Raw genomic sequence first — 22,993 nt, forward strand, 5'->3', positions numbered from 1 at the left:
CTGCGTTCCCAGCGGGCCGGCTCACCAGGACCCGAACATGAGATTGCATGCATTCATTCTCCCGATGGCGCTAACGCTCGCCGGATTCGTTCCCGGCCTTGCCGCTGCGACAATCGATGTGTTTCCGAAGGAAATCGTGCTCGACTCGGGCACGACCAACGTGCAGATCATCAACAACGGTGATCGTCCCGAGTACGTGACCATTTCATTGTCGCGCTTGCTCAACCCCGGCGTGCCGCTGAAGGACGAGAAGCGCGAACCGGTCGGTGAAGAGGCGCAGCCGACGCTGATTGCGTTTCCGTTCAAGCTGAGCCTCGCACCCGGGCAGACCAAGAACATCGTCGTGAAGCCGTTGCAGGCGGTTCAGAACGAGACGGTGTACCGGCTGGACGTCCATCCCTCGATCAAGGTGATGACGCAGGGGGAGCAGAAGACCGCAGGGACGATCGTCATCAACATGGGGTTCAGCACGCTGGTCCGGCAGATGCCGGGGAGCGAGAGGGCGAAATTGTCCGTCGAGTGCGATGCGCACGGTGCGCGGCTGACTGCGACGGGCACCGTGCGTTATGCGGTGAACGGAGCCAAGGTGGACGGGAAGGTCACGGATCCGTTCAATGTGTATCCGGGTGTGCCGCAAACGCTGCAAGGGCGTGTCGTCGAGATTCCGGAGCAGCAGGCTTGCCGGGGTGGTGCGGCTTCGATGAATGCGAGTGCGATCGAAGTTGATCCTCGTTGATCGAAGCACCGCGATATCTTGAGCGGCTCAAATACGGAGGCCGGCGTCGCGTTGCGTGACGCCGGCCTTTTTCTATTTCTCGTTTAGATCAGTACGCTCGGACCGCTGCCAATCAGCGCGCCGCTGCTTCCGCTTGCGCGATGGTCACGCAGCGCCCGTTAGTCGACACCGGCGAGCGTCGTATTTCTGGCCGTAATCGCCCAAGGACGACTCGCTGATCCCGTCGAATTTTCGCGAAATAGCCGTTGGCGATGACGCAGCCTGTACGTTACGGATGGTCAGTCACACCGTTGTTGATCCCGACGAGTCCGCCGACGCACGGTGCTTCCGCGACAGCCAGCGCTTCAAGGCAGCAAGCATCGGCTGTTCGATCCATGCATGACAGGCATAGCCGCATACGCAGACGGCCGCCAGCGTTGCGAGCGCAGCCGTTGTGCCCAACCACGTGCCGGCATCGAGACGTACTCCGACGATCTTGTTCGCAGCGCCGATCACATACGGATGCAGCAAATAGATCGAATAGCTCGCATCGCCGAGCCGGGCGAGGGTCGTGTTCCCGATTGACCATCCTCGCAGGTCGAGCGCGACCGCGGTGACGATCAGTACGCAAGCCGGCACGCCCCACCACAACACACGTTCAAAGCCGGTCGGCGTACCGTTCAGGACGGCCGCGAGCGGTATCGCCGCTAACGCCGCAGCGGCCGCCGCAAGCCACGCGAAGCGAGGCAGACGCCCGGCGATACCGCTTTCGAGCAGACGGCAGGCCAGCACACCGAGCCCGAATTCGAGCACGAACGGCTGGCCGAGATGAGCGATGACTTCGCTTGCCGGGCCGCCGGCAGCCACGTACGCGCAGAACAGCGCAAGCGCGAGCGCCGCGAACGCCGTTGCATGACGAACGCTGACGAGCCACATCGCCCCCGCGATGACGAGATAGAACAGCATCTCGTATTCGAGCGTCCAGCCGTTGAGGTTCAGCGGCCCCCAATGGCCGTTTTCCTTCACGTACGGCACGAACAGCAGCGACTTGACGAGATAGTCGGCGCCGGCCGTCGTCGAATTCAGCCATTGAGGCTTCACGACCGCGATCGCGAACACGCCCAGCGTGGTCAGCCAGTAGAGCGGCACGATCCGGATCAGGCGCTTGCGCAGGAAGTCGCGCCCCTCGCGCGGCGTGACGACGGACATGATGAAGCCGCTGATCACGAAGAAGACGTCGACACCGGCTTGTCCGAACGGAAGCACGCCCATGTGATAGCCGACGACGGCGAGCGCCGCGAAGGCGCGTGCGCACTGGAGGTTGCGGAAGATGCCGGAATGAAGCGGGAGCGTTTGCATGGCTGGTTCAGCGGGTGATGTCGTTGTGAGGCAGGCAGGCAGGCAGGCAGGCGGGCGGGCGGGGGGCCGCGTGGCGGCAGCGTGTGATTGCTGCGTGCCGCTCGTCGTTTAACCGTGCGATGGCCGGCGTCGACCGGCACGCGCATCGAATCCCGCGAACTGAAGCGCGCACAGCAAGGCGACGCTCGACAGGTGGCGTGTATAGCTGCCGAGATCGGGTTCGAACAGCATCGATATGGCGACGTGACCGATGACGACGCAGGCAAGCAGATCACGGGCCGGATTCGTACGATGCCGAGCACGACGCCACACGGCGGCCAGCGCGATCCACACGAACAGCTGCATCGCGAATTCCTTGGGGCCCACATCGAACAGCAGCGGCAGATTCAACCGCAGCGCCGCATACGCATAGTTCGCGCAAAAGGAGATGAACGAATCGGGCACGACCGGGTTGTAGAAACTCGTGCGCGCGCCGAACGGCGAACCGTAGGCGAGATAGTCGGCTGCCATGTCGCGAGGATGCTGGAGCAGGTAGTACACGTCCGGCGGCAGCAGGAACAGCGTGATCGCACCCGCGCCGATCAGCAACGTCTTGCCGCGCCATGACACGTGCCGGAACAGGAACGCGGCCAGCGCGATCGCGAGAATCAATGCGAAGTAGCCGCGCACGACGGCCGCGTAGCCGGCGTAGAGCGCAACGACGGCCACGAAGGTCCACGCGCTCGAGCGGCGCCGCATGGTGCCGGACAGCACGAGCGCGATCAGCACGACGAGCGTGTCCTTGCTGGCGACGAACAGGTTGAAGAACACGCACGGCGCCAGCAGCACGACGGTCGCGGCTAGCGACCCGACGCGGCGGCCTTCGCCGACGATCCGCCAGATGAACGCCGTACCGATCGCGGCAACGAACAGCGACGTGCCCGTGGGGCCGAGCAGTGCATAGAACTTCGCGACCGCATCGAACGACGTGCCCTCGTAAGTGCTCCCGCCGCCGATCTGGCTCTGGATCTTCTCCGCGTCGCGGAACACGAACTCGGGCAGGAACGTGCCGGCCTTCGCGTAGACGATCCAGTAGACGAACACGATCATCGCGCCGACCGCGCGCGTGACGCCTCGGCTCAGTGCCGGCCCACCGGCAATCAGGTTACGCAGCATGCGGGGCAGCCTCCATGCTTGCGTCCATGCGCGACCGGCCGGTGCGCGCGACGATCAGTGCCAGCGTGACGACGATGCCGGCGCTTGCCGCCAGGTGCGCGATGGCCGCGCCCATCGCGCCAGCGTGAACGATCAGGCTCCACGCCAGCGGCAGGTACGACAGCGCGAGCGCGATCATCGACACCATCACGGCGCAGCCGGTGCGCAGCGCGATCGCGGCCGTCCACAGCACGTCTGCCGCGCCGCGCAGCACGAACGACACGAGCAGTGTCGCGAACAGGGCGAACTCGCCGGTGGCCGCCGGCTCGTGCGCGAGCGCGAGCAGGTCGCGATGCAGTACAAGGACCGCCGCCGCCGCGATCGAGGTGACGGCCACGCTGGCCATCGTCGCGCGCACGGCAAGCCGGGGGAAGGTGTGCGGCGCGTCGGACAGCACGCGCACGAAGCGCGGGCCGGCCGTCACGACGACGGTCGAGAAAGCGAGTGCCTGGATCGCGTTGGCGATCGACCACGCGAACACGTACCGGCCGAGTGCATCGGCGTCCAGCTGGCCGCCGCCGATGAAACGCTCCGCGTACTGCAACGACGCGAGGACGATGCCGGCCACGTAGAACGGCAACCCGTGCCACCAGACCGACAGCACACCGCGCTCGCGCGCGGCCGATGCGCGAGCTGCCTGCGGGCTGCCGTGCGCGTGGCGTGCAACCGCGCGGATACGCCACCAGGAAAGCGCGACGACGCACGTATTGGCCGCGAACCACAGGGCCACGACGGCCTCGATCGAATGCAGCGCACCGACGAGCAGCCCCGCGCACGCGAGGCCGGCCCATGCGCCCGTGCGGACGAACAGCAGCAGCGAGCCGGCGCGCGGTCGATGCAGCGAGAACAGCCAGCCGTTCGCCTCGAATGCCGCATGCTCGGACAGCGCAACGAGCAGCACGCACCACGCGAGCCGCGTCGACAGGCCGAAGCGGGCGAGCAGGCCGGCGTCGCCGTTGCTCGTCGCAATGGCGAGCGTCGCAATGAGCAGCAGGTAGAGCCCGCCGTACGCGAGGCAAAGGGTGTGCATTGCGCCGAACGCTGGCGACGGATCAGCTTCGCTGAGCCGCCGGTTGAGTTCGGGGCTGAAGCCGAGGCCGAGCAGTTTCGATGCGATCACGGTTGCGGCGACCGCGAGCCCGTATGCGGCGACCGCGTCGAAGCCGAGCGTGCGTGCGACGATGATTGCGAGCGCGAATTTCAGGGCGAGCGCCAGGCCGCGCAGGAGCAGGCGCGTCAGCATGGCGTGACCTCGTCGACGGCTGCTGTCGCTTTTACGTCGGCTCCGGCATTCGTTTCGACGTCGGAGCCGGAATCGGCACGACGGGCGGCGCGCAGCGTGTCGATCACGCGTGCGCGTGCGGCACGGATGCGCGTAAAGCCGCCCTGCGCGGCGTTCCAGAACGCCTGGGTAGCGCCGGGGGCGAGGATCGTCCGGCAGACCTGCGCCGGATCGAAATCCGCACCGTTGACGACCCAGTCGCCGAGCTTCATGTCCGCATACGCGCCGAAGCCCTTGCGCTCGTAGCTGACGTGGAACGCGGGTACGCCATGCAGGATCGACTCCATCGCGCCATGCAGGCGGACCGACACCGTGATGTCCGGCCGGTCGGTTTCGAGGAGCGTCTTGAGCGGCGTCAGCGGTTCCCGAATGCCGAGACTGCGGTAGTACGCGGGATCGTCGTTGCCACGCCCGGTGCTTTGCACCGCAAAGCTGACCCGGCACGTCGCGCGCACCTGCTCGATCAGCCGCGCGATCGACGCGTCATAGTGCGCGCGTCGCTTCGCGCTCCAGGCCGGCGCGCGGCGCAGCACGAACGCGACGTGGCGGGCGGTGTCGCCCGTCGGCGCGGCATGCCGAAGGATGGACTCGCTGCGATGCCCGAAGTCGAGCACCGCGAGATCGGGCGCGCGCCGCGCGTTCGGATTCGCGGCGAGAAAGGCGGCGGATCGGTCGTCACGCACGAATACCGTATCGAACGCGCCGAGCAGCGATTGAAGATGCATGCCGACCGCGCGCGAGGACAGCACCGGGCCGATGCTTTGCGGCAGATAGACGGCGGGCTTGCCGGAAGCGCGCGCGGCCCGCATTTGCAGCAGGTGGCCGGCTTCGAGCTTGAGCGCTTCGATGGCCGTCCGTGCGCGCAGATAGCCGCCGCCCACACCGACGATCAGGTCGGCTTCGTCGAGCAGGCCGCGCAGTGCGTTCAACCTGCGGTTCATGCGAACGGGCAGTGCGGCAGCAGCGGCGCCGACGAGCCGGCTCTTGCCGCGTTCAGCGAGCACGGGTGCCCCGCATACGTCGTCGTAAGACGGAAACGAAGCCGGATCGGCCGCGACGATCGACACGCGGACGGCATCGCCGAAGGCTTCACGGAGCAGGCCGACAGACAGGTCGACCAGCAGGCCGTCACCGGAATTGCGGGCGCTGTAGGCGTGCAGCAGCGCGACGTGAATGGGAGCAGTCATGCCGGGCCTCGTCCGGAAAGGGTGTGATAGAGGTCGAGCGTGTGTGCGACCATGGTTTCGGCCGAGAAGTGCTCGAAGGCCGCCACGCAGTTCGCACGCATCGCGTCGCGTGTAGCTGGATCGTTCGCGAGCGCGACGACCGCGCGGGCGAAACGCGTCGTGTCGTCTTCGTTCGGCACCACGACGCCGATGTCATGCGTGGCGATCAGCTCGGTCGCGCCGGACACCTGCGTGGCGACGATCGGCACGCAGGCCGCCATCGCTTCGAGGCATACGTAGGGAAAGCCTTCGTAGCGGCTCGGCAACGCGAACAGGTCGAACGCGGAGAAATAGCGGCTCGCATGGTTCACGCGGCCGACGACGTGAAGATTCGGCGGCAGATCGTCGGCCTCGTTGCCGGCCGCCGTGATGAAGTCGCCCGAGCCGATCGCGACGATCTGCACGGTGCGGCCGCATTGGCGATACACGCCGCGCGCGATCCGCACGAGACGGTCGATGCCCTTCTGATGATCGAAGCGCCCGACGAAACCGACGACGCATGCATCGCGTGCGATGCCGAGCGCGCGCCTTGCCGCTTCGCGCGGTATCAGCGCGGGCGATCGGACGCCATTGACGATCGTCTTGATCCGCGCGGCCGGAATGCCGAGCGCTTCGTTCAGATGTCGGGCCTCGTCGTACGACACGGCGACGATCCGGTGCGTGCACAGGCGGCCGAGCAGATGCTCGATGGTTCCGTAGAAACGGCGCTGGCGGTTGCCCAGCGTCGGGTTCAGCGTATAGACCGCATGCGGCGTGTATACCTGCCACCACGGCCCGACGCACAGGCGTGCAATCGCGCCGGCTTTCGAGCTGTGGCTGTGCACGATGTCGGGGCGGATGCGCAGCAGGTGGCGATAGACATGGGCGACCGCGAGCGCGTCGCGCCAGCCAACCGCGCGCCGCATCGGCACCGCCTGCACGCTCGCGCAGCGGGACAGCACGCGTGCATCGAGGATCGTTGCGTCGAAACGTGGGCCGTGCGGCACGATCAGGTGCAGTTCGATGCCGTCGGTTGCGCTCAGTCCGTCGATCAGGTCGGCGAGATGGACGGCCACGCCGCCGCCCGCGGCTTCGACGATGAGCGCGATCCGCAGGCGTCCCGCACGGGCCGGCGCGTGGCCGGCGCGCATTTCGGTCGTGGCGGGCGTGCCCGCCGGCGCGGCATCGCGTATCGTGACGCGTTCGAGGTGACGGGAATCGCTCATCGCGGCGCTCCTCGACGGCGGGACACGAGCGCGCGCAGCCTTCTGCCGACCGACGATGCCAGTCCGCAACGCGACGGCGCGTAACGGTACTGCGTATAGCGATAGGCGCCGTAGCGCGAACCGTATCGGCCGACGTGAGGATCGACGCCGTTGAGCAGCACGCCGCTCGTGGCGACACCGTTGTGCGCGAGGCGCCGCATCGCTTCGTCCAGCTCGGCAACGCGTGTCGTCGCGGCACGCGCCGTAAGCAGCACGGTGCCGGCGTGATGGCCGAGCGTGACCGCGTCGGTCACCGCGAGAATCGGCGCGGCGTCGATCACGACGGTGTCGTAGCCGGCGGACAGCGCGTCGAGCAGTGCGGCGACGCGTTCGTCGGCAAGCAGTTCGGAAGGATGCGCGGGCACGGCGCCCGTCGGGATGAAATCGAGGCACGGCACCACGTCGCGGTGGATCACGTCGACCGGCGCGGCCGTGCCCGACAGCAGCTCGGCGAAGCCGCGCTCGCGCGGGACGCCGAGCGATTCGTGCAGATGCCCCTTGCGCAAGTCACCGTCGACGAGCAGCACGCGCTCGCCGTTGGCCGCGAGCAGCGCCGCGAAGTTGGCCGCGACGAACGACTTGCCCGCGCCCGGCGCGGGACCGGTCAGCAGCAGCACGTTGTTGCGCGCGCCCTGCATCGCGAAGCGCAGCGCCGTGCGCAGGCTCCGCAGGCTTTCCACGGCCGGATCGTGCGGGTGCCGCGCGCTCAGCAGGTTGGGCCCCGGTGCGTGCTGCGCGATGCGCCGCGCTATTTGCCGCTGGGCCGCCGAGTCCGGAATCGTCGCGTAGACGTCGATGTCGAGATGCCGCTCGATCTCGTCTGCGTGACGGACGCCGCCGAACAGGAAGTCGCGCGCGAAGGCGAGCGCGATGCCGAGCGCGAGCCCGATCAGCGCGGCCGCCGCAATCACGACGGGCCGCCTCGGCCGCACCGGGTCCTCCGGCACGATCGCCGTATCGACGAGCCGCACGCTGCCGGTCTTGCCGGCCTTGACCAGTTCGAGCTGCTGCGTGTTCGCGAGCAGCGCCGTGTAGAGATCGGTGTCGACCTTCACGTCGAGCATCAGCCGTACGGCGTCCTGCTGCAGGTCGGGCAGCCGTCGCACCTGATGCTCGAAGCCGCGTTGCTCGCGGCCGAGCGTGGCGATCTGCGCGTCGAGCGCGACCATGTCGGGGTGGCCCGGCGCGAAGCGCGTGGCCATTTCGTCGCGCTTTTGCTGCAGTTCGAGGCGGCGCGTGGTCGCGTCGGCGGTCTGCTGCAGGATCAGCTTCGCTTCCTCGGTCAGGTCGATCGTGCCGTTCGCGTTGCGCATGTCAGTGTAGCGCTGTTCCGCGTCCTGCAGCTGGCGCTTGAGCACCGGCAGCTGCGCGTTGAGGAACGCGAGCGATTGCGCCGCGTCGGCGGACTTGCGCTCGATGTGCTGGCGCACGTAATGGCTCGCGACTGCCTGAAGCTGCGACTGGATCCGTTGCGGGTCGGGGCCGCGCAGCGTCGCGACGATCACGCCCGATTGCTTGATCTTCTCCTGCACGTCGAGGCCGCGCCGCAGCGCGTCGATCGTCTCGGCGCGCGATTCGCGCACGAGCGAGAAGCGGGTGGACGGATTCGCGTCGATGTGCGCGATATCGAGTGCGATCGGGCCGCTCGCGGTCGGGAACATTTCCAGGCGCCCGATGTGGCCGGTGACGGCCGACGGCAGCGCGGATCCGGTCAGCCGGTAGCGCTGGTCGTCGAGCCGCGTCAGTTCGAAGCGCTCGCCTTCGAGTGCCCGGGGGACGTCGAAGCGGGCGGCCACGATCGCTTCCTCGCCCCATGCATAGCCGCCGAAACCGAGGAGGCCGGGGTGCGCGAGGCCGGTGTTGAAGCGCGACACGAAATCGCCGACCAGCGGAAAACGCTTCGGCTGCGCGACGATGTAGCTGCGCAGCTCGTCGACGGCGCGCGTGACGACGAGCCGCGACGCGAGAATCTGCGCTTCGGCCGCGGCGCTCGACTTGATGTCGAACAGCGACGACACGTCGCCGAGCATGCTTTTCGCGGCGGACGTGTCGCCGCTGTCCTCGACCTGGAGCAGGATGTCGGCCTGGTATTGCGGCGGGGCGAGGAACGCGTACAGCGTGCCGGCGCCGACGCAGGCGGCGGTAGCGAGCGCGATCAGCCAGCGCTGGGCGGCGAGCACGTCGACGACGCCGGGAAGGTCGAGCTCGGCGCCGCGATCGTGCGATCGTTCGCGGGAAACGGGTGAGGTCATCGATTCGGTCCAGAAAGCGGGGTGGGGGAGGAAGCGGCCGGCGCGATGCGCGCGCACCACGCGTCGACACCGCGCTCGATGAGCTGCAGGCTGTGTTCGAACGACGCGCGCGGGCCGAGATAGGGGTCGGGGATGTCGAAGCCATGCGCGGCGGCGCCGAGGCGGAACACGCGGCCGCACAGGAACGGGTGGCGGCGCTCGAGCCAGCGCTTCTGCTCGAGGTCCATCGTCAGGATCAGGTCGGCGCGCGTGACGTGCCGCGACGACACCTGGCGCGCGCGGTGCGCGGCGAGGTCGAGGCCGCGCTCGCGCATCAGGTCGATGGCGTGCGGGTCGGCCGGCTGGCCGTCGAGCGCGCCGATGCCGGCCGACCGCACGTCGACGCCGGGCAGGCGCGCGCCGAGCAGCGCCTGCGCCATCGGGCTGCGGCAGACGTTGCCGACGCACACGACGAGCAGCGTGGCGATGGCGCTCATTTGACGGCGAGCGCCGCGGTGGCGCTGGTGTTGACGCCGGGCAGCAGCAGGCTCAGCACGCGGCTGAAGCGCACCAGGCCGTTGCCGTCGACGTAGACGATGTCCTTCGGCTGCAGCGCGAACTCGTTGGCGAGCACCATCGACACCGGCGAGCGCGCGTCGAGGTGGAACACCTGCGGGTCGCCCGTCTGCGAGCCGCGGATCACGAACATCTGCGCGGCGTCGGCGGTATTGGCGTTCACGCTGCCGGCCTGCGACAGCGCGTCGGACAGCGTCAGCCGGCCGTCGCGCAGCGGCACCGCGAGCGACGGCTTGTTCACCTCGCCCATCACGTACACGCCGTAGTCGCTGCGCGCCGGTACGTGCAGCAGGTCGCCGGCCGCCAGCACGACGTCGGCCGGATTGCGGCCGTCGCGCAGCATGCGCGTCAGGTCGAGCGGGTAGGACACGCCGTCGCGCACCAGCGTCATGCGGCTCTGGTCGGCGCCCGTGCCGAGCCCGCCCGCGCGGCCGAGCGCTTCGTAGAGCGTCATCGGCACGTCGTTGACGGGTTGCGCACCGGGCGTGCGGACTTCGCCGTCGATATACACCTGTTGCGAGCGGAACGACGCGACACGCAGCGTCACTTGCGGATTGCGATAGACACGCGACAGCGCGGCGGCGAGGCGCGCCTGCGCGGCATCGGCCGTGAGACCCGCGACCGGCACGCTGCCGGCAAACGGGAACGCCAGGTTGCCGTGCGGATCGACGACGAAGCCGGCAACCGGGTCGGCCGTGCGCGGTGCGTTCTGCTGCGCGGCGCCTTGCGCGGCAGCGAGTTCGGGGTGATCCCAGACGGTGATCTGCAGCACGTCGCCGGCGCCGAGGCGGTAAGCGCCGGGCGTGGCTGCCAGCGGGCCGGACGGCAGGTTCGGCTGCTGCGCGGCCTGTGCGTCGAGCTGGCGGATCAGGCTGGCGTCGATCGTCGTGATACGGAACGGCAGGGCACTCGCGCTGGCGTTCACGTGTCCGGCAAACTGGCCGTCGGTGGCGGCGGGCGGTGCGCTCATCTGCATGCCGGGCGCGAATGCGCAGGCCGACAGCGCGACGCTGACCGCTGCGGCGAGCAGCGTGCGCACGCGGTAGGGACGTGCGGTTCCGGCCCGCTCGATCATGGCGGATTTCATCAGTCATCCTTATCGTGATGCGGCGACGCGCGGTGGCGGTGCCGCGTGCGTATCAGTACGCGTTGCGGTGGGCCCAGCCGCGCAGGGCGGTGGCCAGGACGATGCGCATGTCGAGGGCGAACGACCAGTTGCGCAGGTAATGAAGATCGGCTTCGACGCGGCGCTGCATTTTTTCGACGCGGTCGGTTTCGCCGCGCAGGCCGTTGATCTGCGCCCATCCGGTGATGCCGGGCTTGACGCGGTAGCGGTGGATGTAGCCGTCGACGATCTTCCGGTAGAGGTCGTCGTGTTCGAGCGCGTGCGGGCGCGGGCCGACGACCGACATCTCGCCGCGCAGCACGTTGAGGAACTGCGGCAGCTCGTCGAGGCTCGTGCGGCGCAGGAACGCACCGATCCGTGTGATGCGCGGATCGTCGCGCGTCGCCTGGTGCACTTCGCTGCCCGCGTCGTGCAGCCGCATCGTGCGGAACTTGAAGATCGTGAATGCCTGGCCGTCCGCGCCCTTGCGCTGCTGGCGGAACAGCACGGGGCCGCTCGACGACAGCCGGACCGCCGCCGCGATCGCGAGCAGCAGCGGCGCCAGGCCGACGAGGACGGTGGCCGCGAACACGCGATCGAAGATCGCCTTGTGCAGCAGCGCGCGCGACGACAGCGGCGACGCGACCAGGTTGATCGCCGGTGCGCCGACAAGGTCGATCATCTCGCCGTCGAACATCGCGAGCTTGCTGACGTCGGGCATGAAGCGGATGTTGACGAGATCGTCGCGGAACGCGTCGAGCACGGCCATCACGATGCGCGCCTCGCCGATCGGCAGCGCGAGCCAGACTTCGGGAATCGCGTGCGTGCGGACATGCCGGGCGAACGTATCGAGATCGCAAAAGCGCGGCATGCCGTCGGGGCTCGTCGGGTTGGCGCTGGCGATGTCGAACATCGCGGCCGTGCGGAATCCGGCCGACGGCGCGCTGGCAATGCGGTCGAGGACGGCGTCGCGATGGGCGCCGGTGCCGACGATCGCGACGAGGCGCTCGCTTTCCTGCGGGCGGCCGATCCGTTCTAGGGTCGTGCCGGCGACGACGCGCGATGCGACAAGTGCGATGCCGCTCATCGCCGTCCAGAGCAGGTACCAGGGCAGCGCAATGGCCAGGGTCGGCGCGAGCACCCGCATCACGAGCGCCGCGCCGGCCTGCGCGGCCAGCCACGCGAACGCGGTCAGCAGCGCGGTGCGGTGCTTGGGGGTATGGGCCGGCGCGTGATAGAGGCGGAATGCGGGAAACAGCATCAGCGCAAAGGTCGCCGCGCAGGCGACGGCGGCCAGTTCGGACGACCGATCGACGTCCGTGCCAGGCAATACGAGCGCGGCGGCCAGCGCGCCGGACGAGATCAGGGCGACGTCAGCAATGCGCGCGATCAGGCCGCCGGCGGTACGCGCTGCGTGCGCGTGCCGTGGTTCGAATGACATATCCATATACCCTTCTGCTGCCGTTCTGATTTAAAGGGACGCCCGTCGTTCCGATCGCGACGCGAAACCGCACGCTCGGCCGTAGCGGAGCGCGGCCGCTGTTTCCACTGCATGGGAAATGCCATCGGGGAAGGAGGCGCTGCCTGGGGTGCCGGTCGACCGGATGCGCTGCAACGGTGCGATCCGAGCCTCGCGCGATGAAGGACGAATGCTTGCGAAACGTTGCGGCCGACTCGACAGGGTCAATTTTCGGGAAGCAGGGGCCTGATTTAAATAGAACGCCTACTAATTGCCGTGGAAATGGATTAGTACGTGTACGAATCAGTCGGATTCACGTCCGAATGGGCGATTGACAGAGTCGGACTTGTCTTTAGAAAGACGCGCAATGTCGGGTCGTCGACGCGAACGATTCGCAACGAGCTGAGAGCGGCTGGCGAAGAAGGGAGGGTTTGCGGCAGTCGAAGAAGTGGTGTACAGGTCGGAGGACGCGTAGAGGGCGCAGCAGCCACGGTGATCCGGGCGTAGCGCGCAATATCGGCTGGCGTCTCGCGACGCGGCGCTTCGTCGCGTTTCTCGATGCCAGGCGATACGTGCCATCCCGGCAAGCTCTCGCACCACTGCGGCCGGATGGATGCCTATTCCGAAGCGGTGATCACGGGCTGCGTAACGCCCCCATGGCGGTATCGCCGCGTATTCGGCCGTTTCATTCGTACCGTGACGGGATTGCACGACTGACGATGCTCCGGGTTTGCCGGGTTCGGCGGAGGCACGGTGCATCCGTGCCGGGCAGGCATCGTTCCGCCGGAGGAGCCTCGACCCTTCCGGAACATCCCGAAATACCAATCGATTCGCATGCCATGAAACGCACGAAGACGGGGTGAACCCTTCCACCTCCAAACGCACACGGGCGGCAAGGATGGCCTGCCGGCCACCTCGCCGCCCGATGGGGTCAACCGATTACTGCTCGATTACCAGCCGGTCTTGCCGTCAACCGTACCCCAGTTTTCGCCGACGATCTGCATGCCCGCCGACGGACCCGACACCGTGCTCGACTCGATGCTCCCGAAGTTCAGCGCGACCAGGCTGCCGCGGAGGAGCGGTACCGGCAACGGACGGCTGCCGATCCGGGTGCTCGACTCCGACGACCGGATGGTGCCCATGTTCAGCGCCACCAGGCCACCGAGATCCGAATTCACGCCGTCGATCGAACCCGTCGACTTGCTGTTTTCGATCAGGTTGACGTTGGCGCCGACCAAGCCGCCGACCCACGAAAGGTCCGCGGTGACGCTGCCGGACGACGACGATTGACGGATCACGCCGTTGAAGTCGTTCAGGCCGACGAGCCCGCCCGCGTTCGATTCCCTGCCGGCCGTGACGTTGCCGCTGGCCGATGCGCGCGTGATCGTGCCTGTGTTGGTTCCGACGAGCCCGCCCACGTCCGAGCGGGTGCCGGCGATCACGTTGCCGCTGGCGGCCGCATTCTCGATCGTGCCCGTATTGCTGCCGACCAGCCCGCCCACGGGCGCCGCCACGTAGGCTTGCACGTCGCCAGTTGCGCTTGCGTTCTCGATGGCACCGCGGTCGTTGCGACCGACCAGGCCGCCCACCGGGCCGCCGCCGAATGCATCGATCTTGACGTCGGACGATGCGTTGGCGATCCGGCCGCGTTCGTTCAGGCCGACGAGGCCACCGGTTGTCGCGGCATGCATCGTGTTGACCGTGCCGTTGGCGGAGGCGTTCTCGATCGTGCCGCCGAGGGCCTTGCCGACGAGCCCGCCCACATGGCTGTCCTTGCCCGCCGAGACGGCCACTTTCGCCGACACGTTGAGCAGCGTGCCGCGGTCGTTCAGGCCGACGAGCCCGCCGACGTGCATGCCTTCGCCGGCCGCGATGCGGCCGCTACCGGACGAATTCTCGATGGTGCCGGTGTTCAGGCCGGCCAGCGTGCCCGCGCTCTGCGCATACGTGGGGAGGCGGTAGGACCGGGCAATCTTGATGTCGGCATCGGCGCGGCTGTTCCTGATCGTCGCGCGTGCGCCTTCGTTTCTGCCGGTGATCCCGCCGATGCTGAACGTGTCGCGGGTGCCGTCGAGTCGCCCGCTGAAGCGGGCGTTGTCGATCGTGCCGTCGTTATTCTTGCCGACGATCCCGCCGAGTATGCCGATGCCCTTGCCGTTGTGGACGACGCTCATGTTCGTGGCCGCGACGTCGTGGATCCGGCCGCCGTAGTTGATGCCGACCAGCCCGCCCATGAATGCGTTGGGGGAGGTCGACGCGCTGCTGACGGTGAGCGAATCGAGCGTCAGGTTGCCGATCGATCCCTTGTTCGCCGCGAACAGGCCGGCCCGGTCGTTGCCGGGATTGCTGATGGTCAGGCGGCGGACGGTGTTGCCGAGGCCGTCGAACGTGCCGGCGAACGTCGTGCCGCCGCCGATGCTGTTGAAGCCGGCGTTCGCGCCGTCGATGCCGTTGCCGAGCACGTAGCGGCCGTTCAGGTCCGCGTCGACGTTGCGCAGGTCGGCAAGCGTGTGCAGTACCTTGTAGCCTTCGCCGTTCGAGCTGTACGACGCGTTGTCGCCCGACAGCGTGACGACGCCGGTGTCGTTCGCCAGCGTGTGGCCGTTGGTCGAATTCAGCTCGAGATGTGCGTTGTGGCCGGTGAGCTTTACCGCGTCGTTCACGCGAATCCGGTTCGCGGCGTTGACGAGCAGGCTCGCATTCGCGCCGGTGGCCGACAGCGTTTGATTCAGGTCGACGTTGCCCTTCTGCGACGTGAGCGTCAGTGCGTTGTCGTTCGTCCACGCGACCGGGCCGCCGACCGTCAGGTCGCCCTTCGTGTTCGTCAGCGCGACGTTCGTCGCGCCGAGGTTGCGCGACAGCGTGTCCGCGTCGATTGCCTGACCGTTGACATTCGCCCCATTCACGCCCGCGTTGGCGGCTTCGATCGCCCACGTGCCGGCCGTGTCGCCTGCACGCGTATCGACCTGCGCGTCGTTCGCGACGTTCACGCGTTCGCCGCGCGTCGTGACCGAGCCGGCCGCTGCGCCGGCGTCGGCCGTGCTCGCGTCGAGCTTGCCGCCGACGTTCACGGTGCCGCCGTCGAGCGTGATCTTGCCGCCGCGCGTGCTGAGGCCGCGCGCCTCGATCGTGCCGGTGTTGTTGATCACGGCGCCGAGCAGGTTGTCGGCCGCACGGGCGGTCATCAGCACCGCGCCGCCGTCGGCTTTCAGCAGGCCGCCGTTGGACGCCTGCGCATCGACCGCGCCGCCGTCGACCTGCAGGTTCAGCAGGCCGCTGCCGTCGAAGTTCACCGTGAACGCGTTGCCGGCGCCGAGCGCGACGCTGCCGAGTTTCGCCTGGATCACGCCGTTGTTGGCGACGCGCGCACCGAGCAGCGCGACGCTGCCGCCGTCGGCCGCGGTGATCGTGCCGTCGTTGGTGACGGCTTGCGTCGAGGCACCGGAGAAGCGGTAGTTGTCGGCGAGGAAATCGGCATCCGACAGGTTCTGCGTGGAGGCGACGAGGCCGCCGACGTTGACCTGCGCACCCGAGCCGAACAGCACGCCGTTGGGGTTGACGAGGAACACGCGACCGTTGGCGGAGATCTGGCCGTCGATCTGGCTGCCGTTGCCGCCGATCACGCGGTTGAGCGCGATCGATTGCGAGGTGGGTTGCGAAAAGTTGACGCGCTCGCCGCCGGCGACGCTGAAGTCCTGCCAGTTCGTGACGAGCTTGTCGGTGTGCTGGTTGATGTTCATCGTGCGGCCGTCGTCGGTGCGCAGGATGTCGGCGTTGCCGGACGTGATCGCCTCGCCGGTGGGCAGTGCGAACGCGGGCAGCGCGGCGAAGCCGAGCAGCGAGACGGCGGTGACGGCGGCGCGCTTGCCGCCGCTCGCCTTGCCGCGCCGGCGCGCGGTTTCCCCGGCCGCGGTCCAGCATCGCTGGGCGCCGTTCCATACCAATGCGTAGGTCTTGTTCATCGTTGTTGTTTCCTCAGGGTTGCGCTGATCTTCAGCGGGAAATGTTCCCGGACCCGACGCGGAATCCGCGACGGGGGGCGGGACGAGTCGGCCGCCTGCGCCGGGGTTCAAAGCGGCGAGGCGGCGAGACATAGGGCGAAGCGAATCTGGTGGGAGCGGGCTTTGCCTGCTCCCCGGCAGCCGCATCGCACGGTCGCGATGCGGCTGCTCGTACCGGTAGCGCCGTGCGGGAAGCCGACGCTGGCCGGTGCGACTTACCTGATCTGGCCCGGGCGGTGTTGGCCGTCGATGAGGCCGACGTTGAAGCCGACGGTGTTGAATTGCTTCGCGGGGCCGAAGGTGGCACTCGATTCGATCGAGCCGCTATTGAATCCGACCAGCCCGCCGCGGAAGCCGGGGTTGGTCGATGCATTGGCATCGAGCGTCGTATGCGACTCGGACGAGCGGATTGCCCCGTCATTGATCGCGACGAGGCCGCCAAGAGTCGAACCAGCGCCGCCGATGACGCCGGATGCGTTGGCGCTCTCGATCAGCCCGCCTTTCTCGTTGACACCGACCAAGCCGCCGACGTTGGCACGAAGGGCCTTGACGCTGCCCTTGGCCGATGCGTTGCGGATTACGCCGCCGCCGTTCGTGCCGACCAGGCCGCCTGCGTTGGCATCCCGCCCTGCCGAGACGTCGACGTCGGCCGACGCGTTCTCGATCGAGCCGGTGTGACGGCCGACGAGGCCGCCGACGGAGCCCGGGCCGTTCGCGATGACCTGACCGCTTGCCGAGACCTTCGACAGGACACCTGAGTTGAAGCCGACGAGCCCGCCTGCGTAGGCCGACGTGCCGGCCTGGACGGTGTTGGACGACGACGCGTTGGCGATCCTGCCGTGCTCGTTGAGGCCGACGAGGCCGCCGGCTGCCGCGGCTTGCGTCGCGTTGACCGTACCGCTCGCCGACGCATGCTCGATCGTGCCGCCGACGGCCTTGCCGACGAGCCCGCCAACCTGGCTGCCCTTGCCAGCGGTGACGGTTGCGGCCGCCGACACGTTGCGCAGCGTGCCGTCGTCGTTCAAGCCGACGAGCCCGCCGACGTTCATGCCGTCGCCGGCTGCGATGCGGCCACTGCCGGATGAATTCTCGATGGTGCCGGTGTTCAGGCCGACCAGCGTGCCGGCACTCTGGATGTGCTGGGCAAGATCTTTGGCGCGGGCAATCTTGATGTCGGCGTCGGCGCGGCTATTCGTGATCGTCGCGCGCGCGCCTTCGCTGCTGCCGGCGATACCGCCGATGTTCATCGTGTCGCGGGTGCCGTCGAGCTTCCCGCTGAAGCGGGCGTTGTCGATCGTGCCGGAGACATTCCGGCCGACGATGCCGCCGACCCAGCCGAGGCCCGCGCCGTTGTGGACGACGTTCACGTTCGTGGCCGAGACGTCGTGGATCCGGCCCATGAAGTTGGCGCCGACGAGCCCGCCGATCATCGCGTTGTAGTACGTCGATACGCTGCTGACGGCGAGCGAGTCGAGTCTCAGGTTGCCGATCGTCCCAAAGTTCCACCCGAACAGTCCGACCACGTCGCTGCGGGGATTGCTGATGGTCAGGCGGCGGATGGTGTTGCCGAGGCCGTCGAACGTGCCGGCGAACGCGTTGTTGCTGCCGCCGATGCTGGTGAAACCGGCGTTTGCGCCGTCGATGCCGTTGCCGAGCACGTAGCGGCCGTTCAGGTCCGCGTCGACGTTGCGCAGGTCGGCAAGCGTGTGCAGTACCTTGTAGCCTTCGCCGTTCGAGCTGTACGACGCGTTGTCGCCCGACAGCGTGACGACGCCGGTGTCGTTCGCCAGCGTGTGGCCGTTGGTCGAATTCAGCTCGAGATGCGCGTTGCGGCCCGAGAGCTTTACCGCATCGTTCACGCGAATCCGGTCTGTGGCGTTGACGGACAGGCTCGCGTTCGCCCCGGTGGCCGACAGCGTTTGATTCAGGTCGACGTTGCCCTTCTGCGACGTGAGCGTCAGTGCGTTGTCGTTCGTCCACGCGATCGGGCCGCCGACCGTCAGGTCGCCCTTCGTGTTCGCGAGCGCGACGTTCGTCGTGCCGAGGTTGCGCGACAGCGTGTCCGCGTCGATTGCCTGACCGTTGACATTCGCCCCGTTCACGCCCGCGTTGGCGGCTTCGATCGCCCACGTGCCGGCCGTGTCGCCTGCACGCGTATCGACCTGCGTGTCGTTCGCGACGTTCACGCGTTCGCCGCGCGTCGTGATCGAGCCGGCCGGCGTACCGGCGTCGGCCGTGCTCGCGTCGAGCTTGCCGCCGACGTTCACGGTGCCGCCGTCGAGCGTGATCTTGCCGCCGCGCGTGCTGAGGCCGCGCGCCTCGATCGTGCCGGTGTTGTTGACCACGGCGCCGAGCAGGTTGTCGGCCGCGCGGGCGGTCATCAGCACCGCGCCGCCGTCGGCCTTCAGCAGGCCGCCGTTGGACGCCTGCGCATCGACCGCGCCGCCGTCGACCTGCAGGTTCAGCAGGCCGCTGCCGTCGAAGTTCACCGTGAACGCGTTGCCGGCGCCGAGCGCGACGCTACCGAGTTTCGCCTGGATCGTGCCGTTGTTGGCGACGCGCGCGCCGAGCAGCGCGACGCTGCCGCCGTCGGCGGCGGTGATCGTGCCGTCGTTGGTGACGGCTTGCGTCGAGGATCCGGAGAAGCGGTAGTTGCCGGCGAGGAAGTCGGCATCCGACAGGTTCTGCGTGGAGGCGACGAGGCCGCCGACGTTGACCTGTGCACCCGAGCCGAACAGCACGCCGTTCGGGTTCACGAGGAACACGCGGCCGTTGGCGGAGATCTGGCCGTCGATCTGGCTGCCGTTGCCGCCGATCACGCGGTTGAGCGCGATCGATTGCGCGGTGGGCTGGTGGAAGTTGACGCGTTCGCCGCCGCCGACGCTAAAGTCCTGCCAGTTCGTGACGAGCTTGTCGGTTTGCTGATTGATGTTCATCGTGCGGCCGTCGTCGGTGCGCAGGATGTCGGCGTTGCCGGACGTGATCGCTTCACCGGTGGGCAGTGCGAACGCGGGCAGCGCGGCGAAGCCGAGCAGCGAGACGGCGGTGACGGCGGCGCGCTTGCCGCCGCTCGCCTTGCCGCGCCGGCGCGCGGTTTCCCCGACCGCGGTCCAGCATCGCTGGGCGCCGTTCCATACCAATGCATAGGTCTTGTTCATCGTTGTTGTTTCCTCAGGGTTGGTTCGCTTCGCCGGCACGACGCAGCGCGTGTGCGCGACGAAGCGAAACGGATGGAGCGGATGGATTCGCCCCTTCGGAATGCGGGCAGCGGGGCTGCCCGCCGGTGCGGTTCGGCCGACTTGAGGCCGCCCCGGTTGCTCGGTTCCTTAGAAATACTGCGCGGCCTGCAGCCAGACACTCGGCGCGCGCGTGACCCTCTGCGAGCGGTCCGCGTTGCCGAGCGGCCATGCGGCGGTGATGCTGATCTGCCGGTTGGCGCCGTACCAGCTCGCGCCGACACCCGTGCCGGACAGTTGCAGCGTGTTGAGCTCGTTGCGCACCCACGGCTGCTTGTTGATCTGCATCCGGCCCGTGTCGACGAAGGTGCTGACCTGCCAGCCCGGCGTGGCGAGATAGCGCAGCTCGGCGCTGGCCTGCCAGCCCTGGTCGCCGCTGCCCGCGCCGAGCGCGTAGGCGCGCACGCCGTACGGGCCGCCGAGGCTGAATTTTTCCGACGAGTCGAGATTGCGCGACGCGAGCTGCGCGCTGAATTGCGTGTAGAACTGCAGCCGCGAGCCGAGCGCCTGCAGCCGCATCGCATTCACGTTGAGCTTCGCGAAACTGCCTTGCGTGTGCGAGAACCGGTTCATGCCGAGCGGATCGTTGCTGCTCATCCGGCCGAGGCCGAGCGTGGCCGAGAACGCGTTGCGGCCGCCTCCGAACCGGTCGTCATTGCTGTTGCCGGTGACGGAAAACGACCACAGGTCGACGCGCTTGTCGCTGACGAGGTCGAACACGCCGTAGTCGTCGCGCAGGTGCTTGTTCTCGTAGAGGACCTGCGCGCTGGCGCTCGCGCGCCGGCTGCGCAGCAGCGGCTGCGTGACGAACGCGCTGCGCACGCTCGCGCGGCCGTGATAGCCGAGCGCGCGCATCTCCTTGCCGAGCCGGTAGCCCATGTCGGAAAAGGCGGCGCCGATCCGTGTGGACGCGGGGCCGACCGGCACCTGGTACATCGCGCGGTAGTACTGCTGGTTCGTATTGCTGGTGAGGCCGCGTAGCGAGAATTGATCGCCGAGCCGCAGTGGCGAGTTGACGGTGACGGCCCCGGTGGCGCGGTAGCGGCCCGTGACCGGATCGCCGTAGTTGTCGAGTTCGAGCGAGCCGGTGGCGAACGGCGCACGCGCCGCGTCGACGATCAGGTCGGTGGTGCCGGGTGTCTCGCCCGCGCGCAGCGTGCCGCTGGCCGTGACGCCCGGCAGTTCATCGAGCAGCGTGAGGCTGCGTTCGAGATCGGCGCCGCGCACGACGTCGCCGGGCCGCAGCGTGCGGAGCGGCTGGCGCAGCACGCCGTCGAGCACGCGCGAGTCGTTGCGAAGTTCGATCCTGCCGTAGCGACCCTCGACGATCGCGATGCGCACGACGCCGTCTTCGATATCCTGTTGCGGCAGGTAGGCGCGCGCGAATACATAGCCGCGTTCGCGGTACGCGACGGTTATCCGGTCGGCCGCGGAACGAAGTTCGTCGAAGCCGAGATCGCGGCCGACGAGATCGGCGAGCAGTGCCTGCAACCGCGCCGTGTCGAGAACCTGGTTGCCTTCGATGTGGAATGCGCGAACGGACACGCGCGAGCCGGCTTCCGCATCCGACGGCACGGCCGGCGCGGCAGCGTTGCTCGACGGTGGCATCGCGATATCGGGCGATGCAGGGGCAGGGAGCGCCGGACGGACGGTTTCAACGTCGCGCAGCGACTGCCCGGCATTCGGCACTTGTGCGTGCGCGAGACCGGATTGCGACAGCGCGATGCCAAGCATGCACGCACAACGCAGGACGGAACGAAGTGGGGGGTCGGAGCCGGGTACGGCGCTGGCACGGCGAGCGGCCGCCGGTTTGCCGCCGGGTGGGGGGATCGCCTGGCGAGCCGAATCGCGGCCGGCAGACAGGCAGGAGAAACAGCGAATGGACCGAATTTCTGACCTCGAGCGTGTGGACACCTGCCCCGGCACGTCGATGGTCGAACCGGTTAATCAGGAGGCCGGCTGATGGTACGAAACGCGTTCACGGTTGAATATTGAACAAGTACGAGTGGTCGTGGATAAGTGATCTGTCTTGTCGGATTTTTCTGATCGGAATGTGCCGATGCGGGAAAACCGGGTGCCGGCGTCCGGCATGAGGACGACCGGCGTGCGCACACGTCCTGGTGGTCCGGCGAGCGGGCCGGATGGTTCGCAAGCTGCCGACCGGCGGCGGACAGGCATCGCCTGTCGTGCCGGCGGGTCATCGCGACGGTGTCACCCGTTCCGGAAAATCTCGCTATATGCGCTCAAAGCCGGCACGCCGCCGAGATGCGCATACAGCACCTTCGACCCCGGTTCGAATTCGCCAAGCCGTACCTTGTCGATCATCCCGTGCATCGACTTCCCTTCGTAGACCGGATCGGTCAGCATGCCTTCGAGCCGCGCACACAGGCGAATCGCGTCGAGCGTGCCGTCGTTCGGCAGCCCGTATTCGGGGCCGGCGTAGCGCGTGTCGAGCACCACGTCCGCTTCAGTGATCGGCCGGCCGAGATCGACGAGTTCGGCGGTGTGCCGCGCGATGCGCGTGATCTGCTCGTGTGTGCGCTCGGGCGTGGCCGACGCATCGATCCCGATCACGCGGTCGGCGCGACCGTCGGCCGCGAAGCCGACGACCATCCCCGCCTGCGTGCTGCCCGTGACCGAGCACACGACGATGTAGTCGAACTTGAAGCCGAGTTGCGCCTCCTGCGCACGCACTTCTTCCGCGAAACCGACGAAGCCGAGCCCGCCGAGCGGATGCTCGGAGCAACCGGCCGGAATCGGGTAGGGCTTGCCGCCCGCCTGCCGCACGCTCTCCATCGCTTCTTCCCAGCTGCGGCGAATGCCGATGTCGAAGCCGTCGGACACGAGCCGCACGTCCGCGCCCATCATGCGCGACAGCTGGATGTTGCCGACGCGGTCGTACACCGGATCTTCGTAGTTGACCCAGTGTTCCTGCACGAGCACGCATTTCATCCCGAGATGCGCGGCGACGGCCGCGACCTGGCGGGTCTGGTTCGACTGCACGCCGCCGATCGACACGAGCGTATCCGCGCCTTGTGCGAGCGCGTCGGGGACGAGGTATTCGAGCTTGCGCGTCTTGTTGCCACCGAACGCGAGGCCGCTGTTGCAGTCCTCGCGCTTCGCATACAGCTCGACCTTGCCGCCGAGGTGCTCGCTCAGGCGCTTGAGCGGCTGGATCGGCGTCGGGCCGAACGTGAGCGGATAACGGGGGAAACGTTGCAGGTTCATCGGCGGGCTCCGGAAAGCGGTGGACAGGTCGGGAAACGGAATCGTTCGGGCGCGGCCGGGAGGCCGTGTTTCGACCAGAAAAATGATAGGCAGAAGCGCGAGAAATGAGCTTGCGAAATCAATTGCAGTGGCCTACG

General features: G+C 68.0%; 14 protein-coding genes. 1 reads left to right on the plus strand and 13 read right to left on the minus strand.

Annotation, left to right across the window (positions count from 1 at the left end; translation table 11 throughout):
- Window positions 1-37: 37 nt before the first annotated feature.
- The gene (locus LGM89_RS05535) at window positions 38-736 is read left to right on the plus strand and encodes a hypothetical protein (protein WP_226272515.1); all 699 of its coding nucleotides are present in this window, start codon (window positions 38-40) and stop codon (window positions 734-736) included.
- Window positions 737-1,018: 282 nt separating this feature from the next.
- Here LGM89_RS05535 and LGM89_RS05540 read toward each other — a convergent pair whose 3' ends face one another.
- The 13 genes from LGM89_RS05540 to LGM89_RS05600 all read right to left on the minus strand — a co-directional run bounded on the left by LGM89_RS05540 (window position 1,019) and on the right by LGM89_RS05600 (window position 22,856).
- Complete coding sequence (locus LGM89_RS05540; protein WP_226272516.1) at window positions 1,019-2,074, minus strand: acyltransferase family protein; 1,056 nt, start codon at window positions 2,072-2,074, stop codon at window positions 1,019-1,021.
- A gap of 108 nt (window positions 2,075-2,182) precedes the next feature.
- Entirely contained in the window at window positions 2,183-3,229 is a 1,047-nt protein-coding gene (locus tag LGM89_RS05545) for a hypothetical protein (protein WP_226272517.1), read from the minus strand.
- Window positions 3,219-4,511: a polysaccharide biosynthesis protein gene (locus LGM89_RS05550; protein ID WP_226272518.1), complete on the minus strand. Its 1,293-nt coding sequence runs from the start codon at window positions 4,509-4,511 to the stop codon at window positions 3,219-3,221. Before LGM89_RS05550 ends, LGM89_RS05545 begins: the two co-directional genes overlap by 11 nt.
- The gene (locus LGM89_RS05555) at window positions 4,505-5,737 is read right to left on the minus strand and encodes a polysaccharide pyruvyl transferase family protein (protein ID WP_226272519.1); all 1,233 of its coding nucleotides are present in this window, start codon (window positions 5,735-5,737) and stop codon (window positions 4,505-4,507) included. Before LGM89_RS05555 ends, LGM89_RS05550 begins: the two co-directional genes overlap by 7 nt.
- Window positions 5,734-6,981, minus strand: a complete 1,248-nt coding sequence (locus tag LGM89_RS05560; RefSeq protein ID WP_226272520.1) for a glycosyltransferase family 4 protein — start codon at window positions 6,979-6,981, stop codon at window positions 5,734-5,736. Before LGM89_RS05560 ends, LGM89_RS05555 begins: the two co-directional genes overlap by 4 nt.
- Window positions 6,978-9,272 carry a polysaccharide biosynthesis tyrosine autokinase gene (locus tag LGM89_RS05565; RefSeq protein WP_226272521.1) on the minus strand — a complete coding sequence of 765 codons (2,295 nt, stop codon included), beginning with the start codon at window positions 9,270-9,272 and terminating at the stop codon, window positions 6,978-6,980. Before LGM89_RS05565 ends, LGM89_RS05560 begins: the two co-directional genes overlap by 4 nt.
- Window positions 9,269-9,748, minus strand: coding sequence for a low molecular weight protein-tyrosine-phosphatase (locus LGM89_RS05570; protein ID WP_226272522.1), 480 nt, complete (start codon window positions 9,746-9,748; stop codon window positions 9,269-9,271). The genes LGM89_RS05565 and LGM89_RS05570 overlap by 4 nt, the downstream gene beginning before the upstream one ends.
- A complete protein-coding gene (locus LGM89_RS05575) occupies window positions 9,745-10,914 on the minus strand; it encodes a polysaccharide biosynthesis/export family protein (protein ID WP_226272523.1) in 1,170 nt (389 codons plus the stop codon). Before LGM89_RS05575 ends, LGM89_RS05570 begins: the two co-directional genes overlap by 4 nt.
- Window positions 10,915-10,966: 52 nt before the next feature.
- Window positions 10,967-12,379 carry an undecaprenyl-phosphate glucose phosphotransferase gene (locus LGM89_RS05580; protein WP_226272524.1) on the minus strand — a complete coding sequence of 471 codons (1,413 nt, stop codon included), beginning with the start codon at window positions 12,377-12,379 and terminating at the stop codon, window positions 10,967-10,969.
- Window positions 12,380-13,341: 962 nt separating this feature from the next.
- A complete protein-coding gene (locus LGM89_RS05585; RefSeq protein ID WP_226272525.1) occupies window positions 13,342-16,353 on the minus strand; it encodes a GLUG motif-containing protein in 3,012 nt (1,003 codons plus the stop codon).
- Between the two features lie 254 nt (window positions 16,354-16,607).
- Window positions 16,608-19,550 carry a GLUG motif-containing protein gene (locus LGM89_RS05590; RefSeq protein ID WP_226272526.1) on the minus strand — a complete coding sequence of 981 codons (2,943 nt, stop codon included), beginning with the start codon at window positions 19,548-19,550 and terminating at the stop codon, window positions 16,608-16,610.
- A gap of 168 nt (window positions 19,551-19,718) precedes the next feature.
- On the minus strand, window positions 19,719-21,362 hold the full coding sequence (locus LGM89_RS05595; RefSeq protein WP_226272527.1) for a ShlB/FhaC/HecB family hemolysin secretion/activation protein: 1,644 nt from the start codon (window positions 21,360-21,362) through the stop codon (window positions 19,719-19,721).
- Window positions 21,363-21,839: 477 nt separating this feature from the next.
- On the minus strand, window positions 21,840-22,856 hold the full coding sequence (locus LGM89_RS05600) for a 1-aminocyclopropane-1-carboxylate deaminase (protein ID WP_089497881.1): 1,017 nt from the start codon (window positions 22,854-22,856) through the stop codon (window positions 21,840-21,842).
- Window positions 22,857-22,993 lie beyond the last annotated feature (137 nt).

The sequence above is a fragment of the Burkholderia sp. AU31624 genome (assembly GCF_020420065.1).
Lineage (GTDB): Bacteria > Pseudomonadota > Gammaproteobacteria > Burkholderiales > Burkholderiaceae > Burkholderia.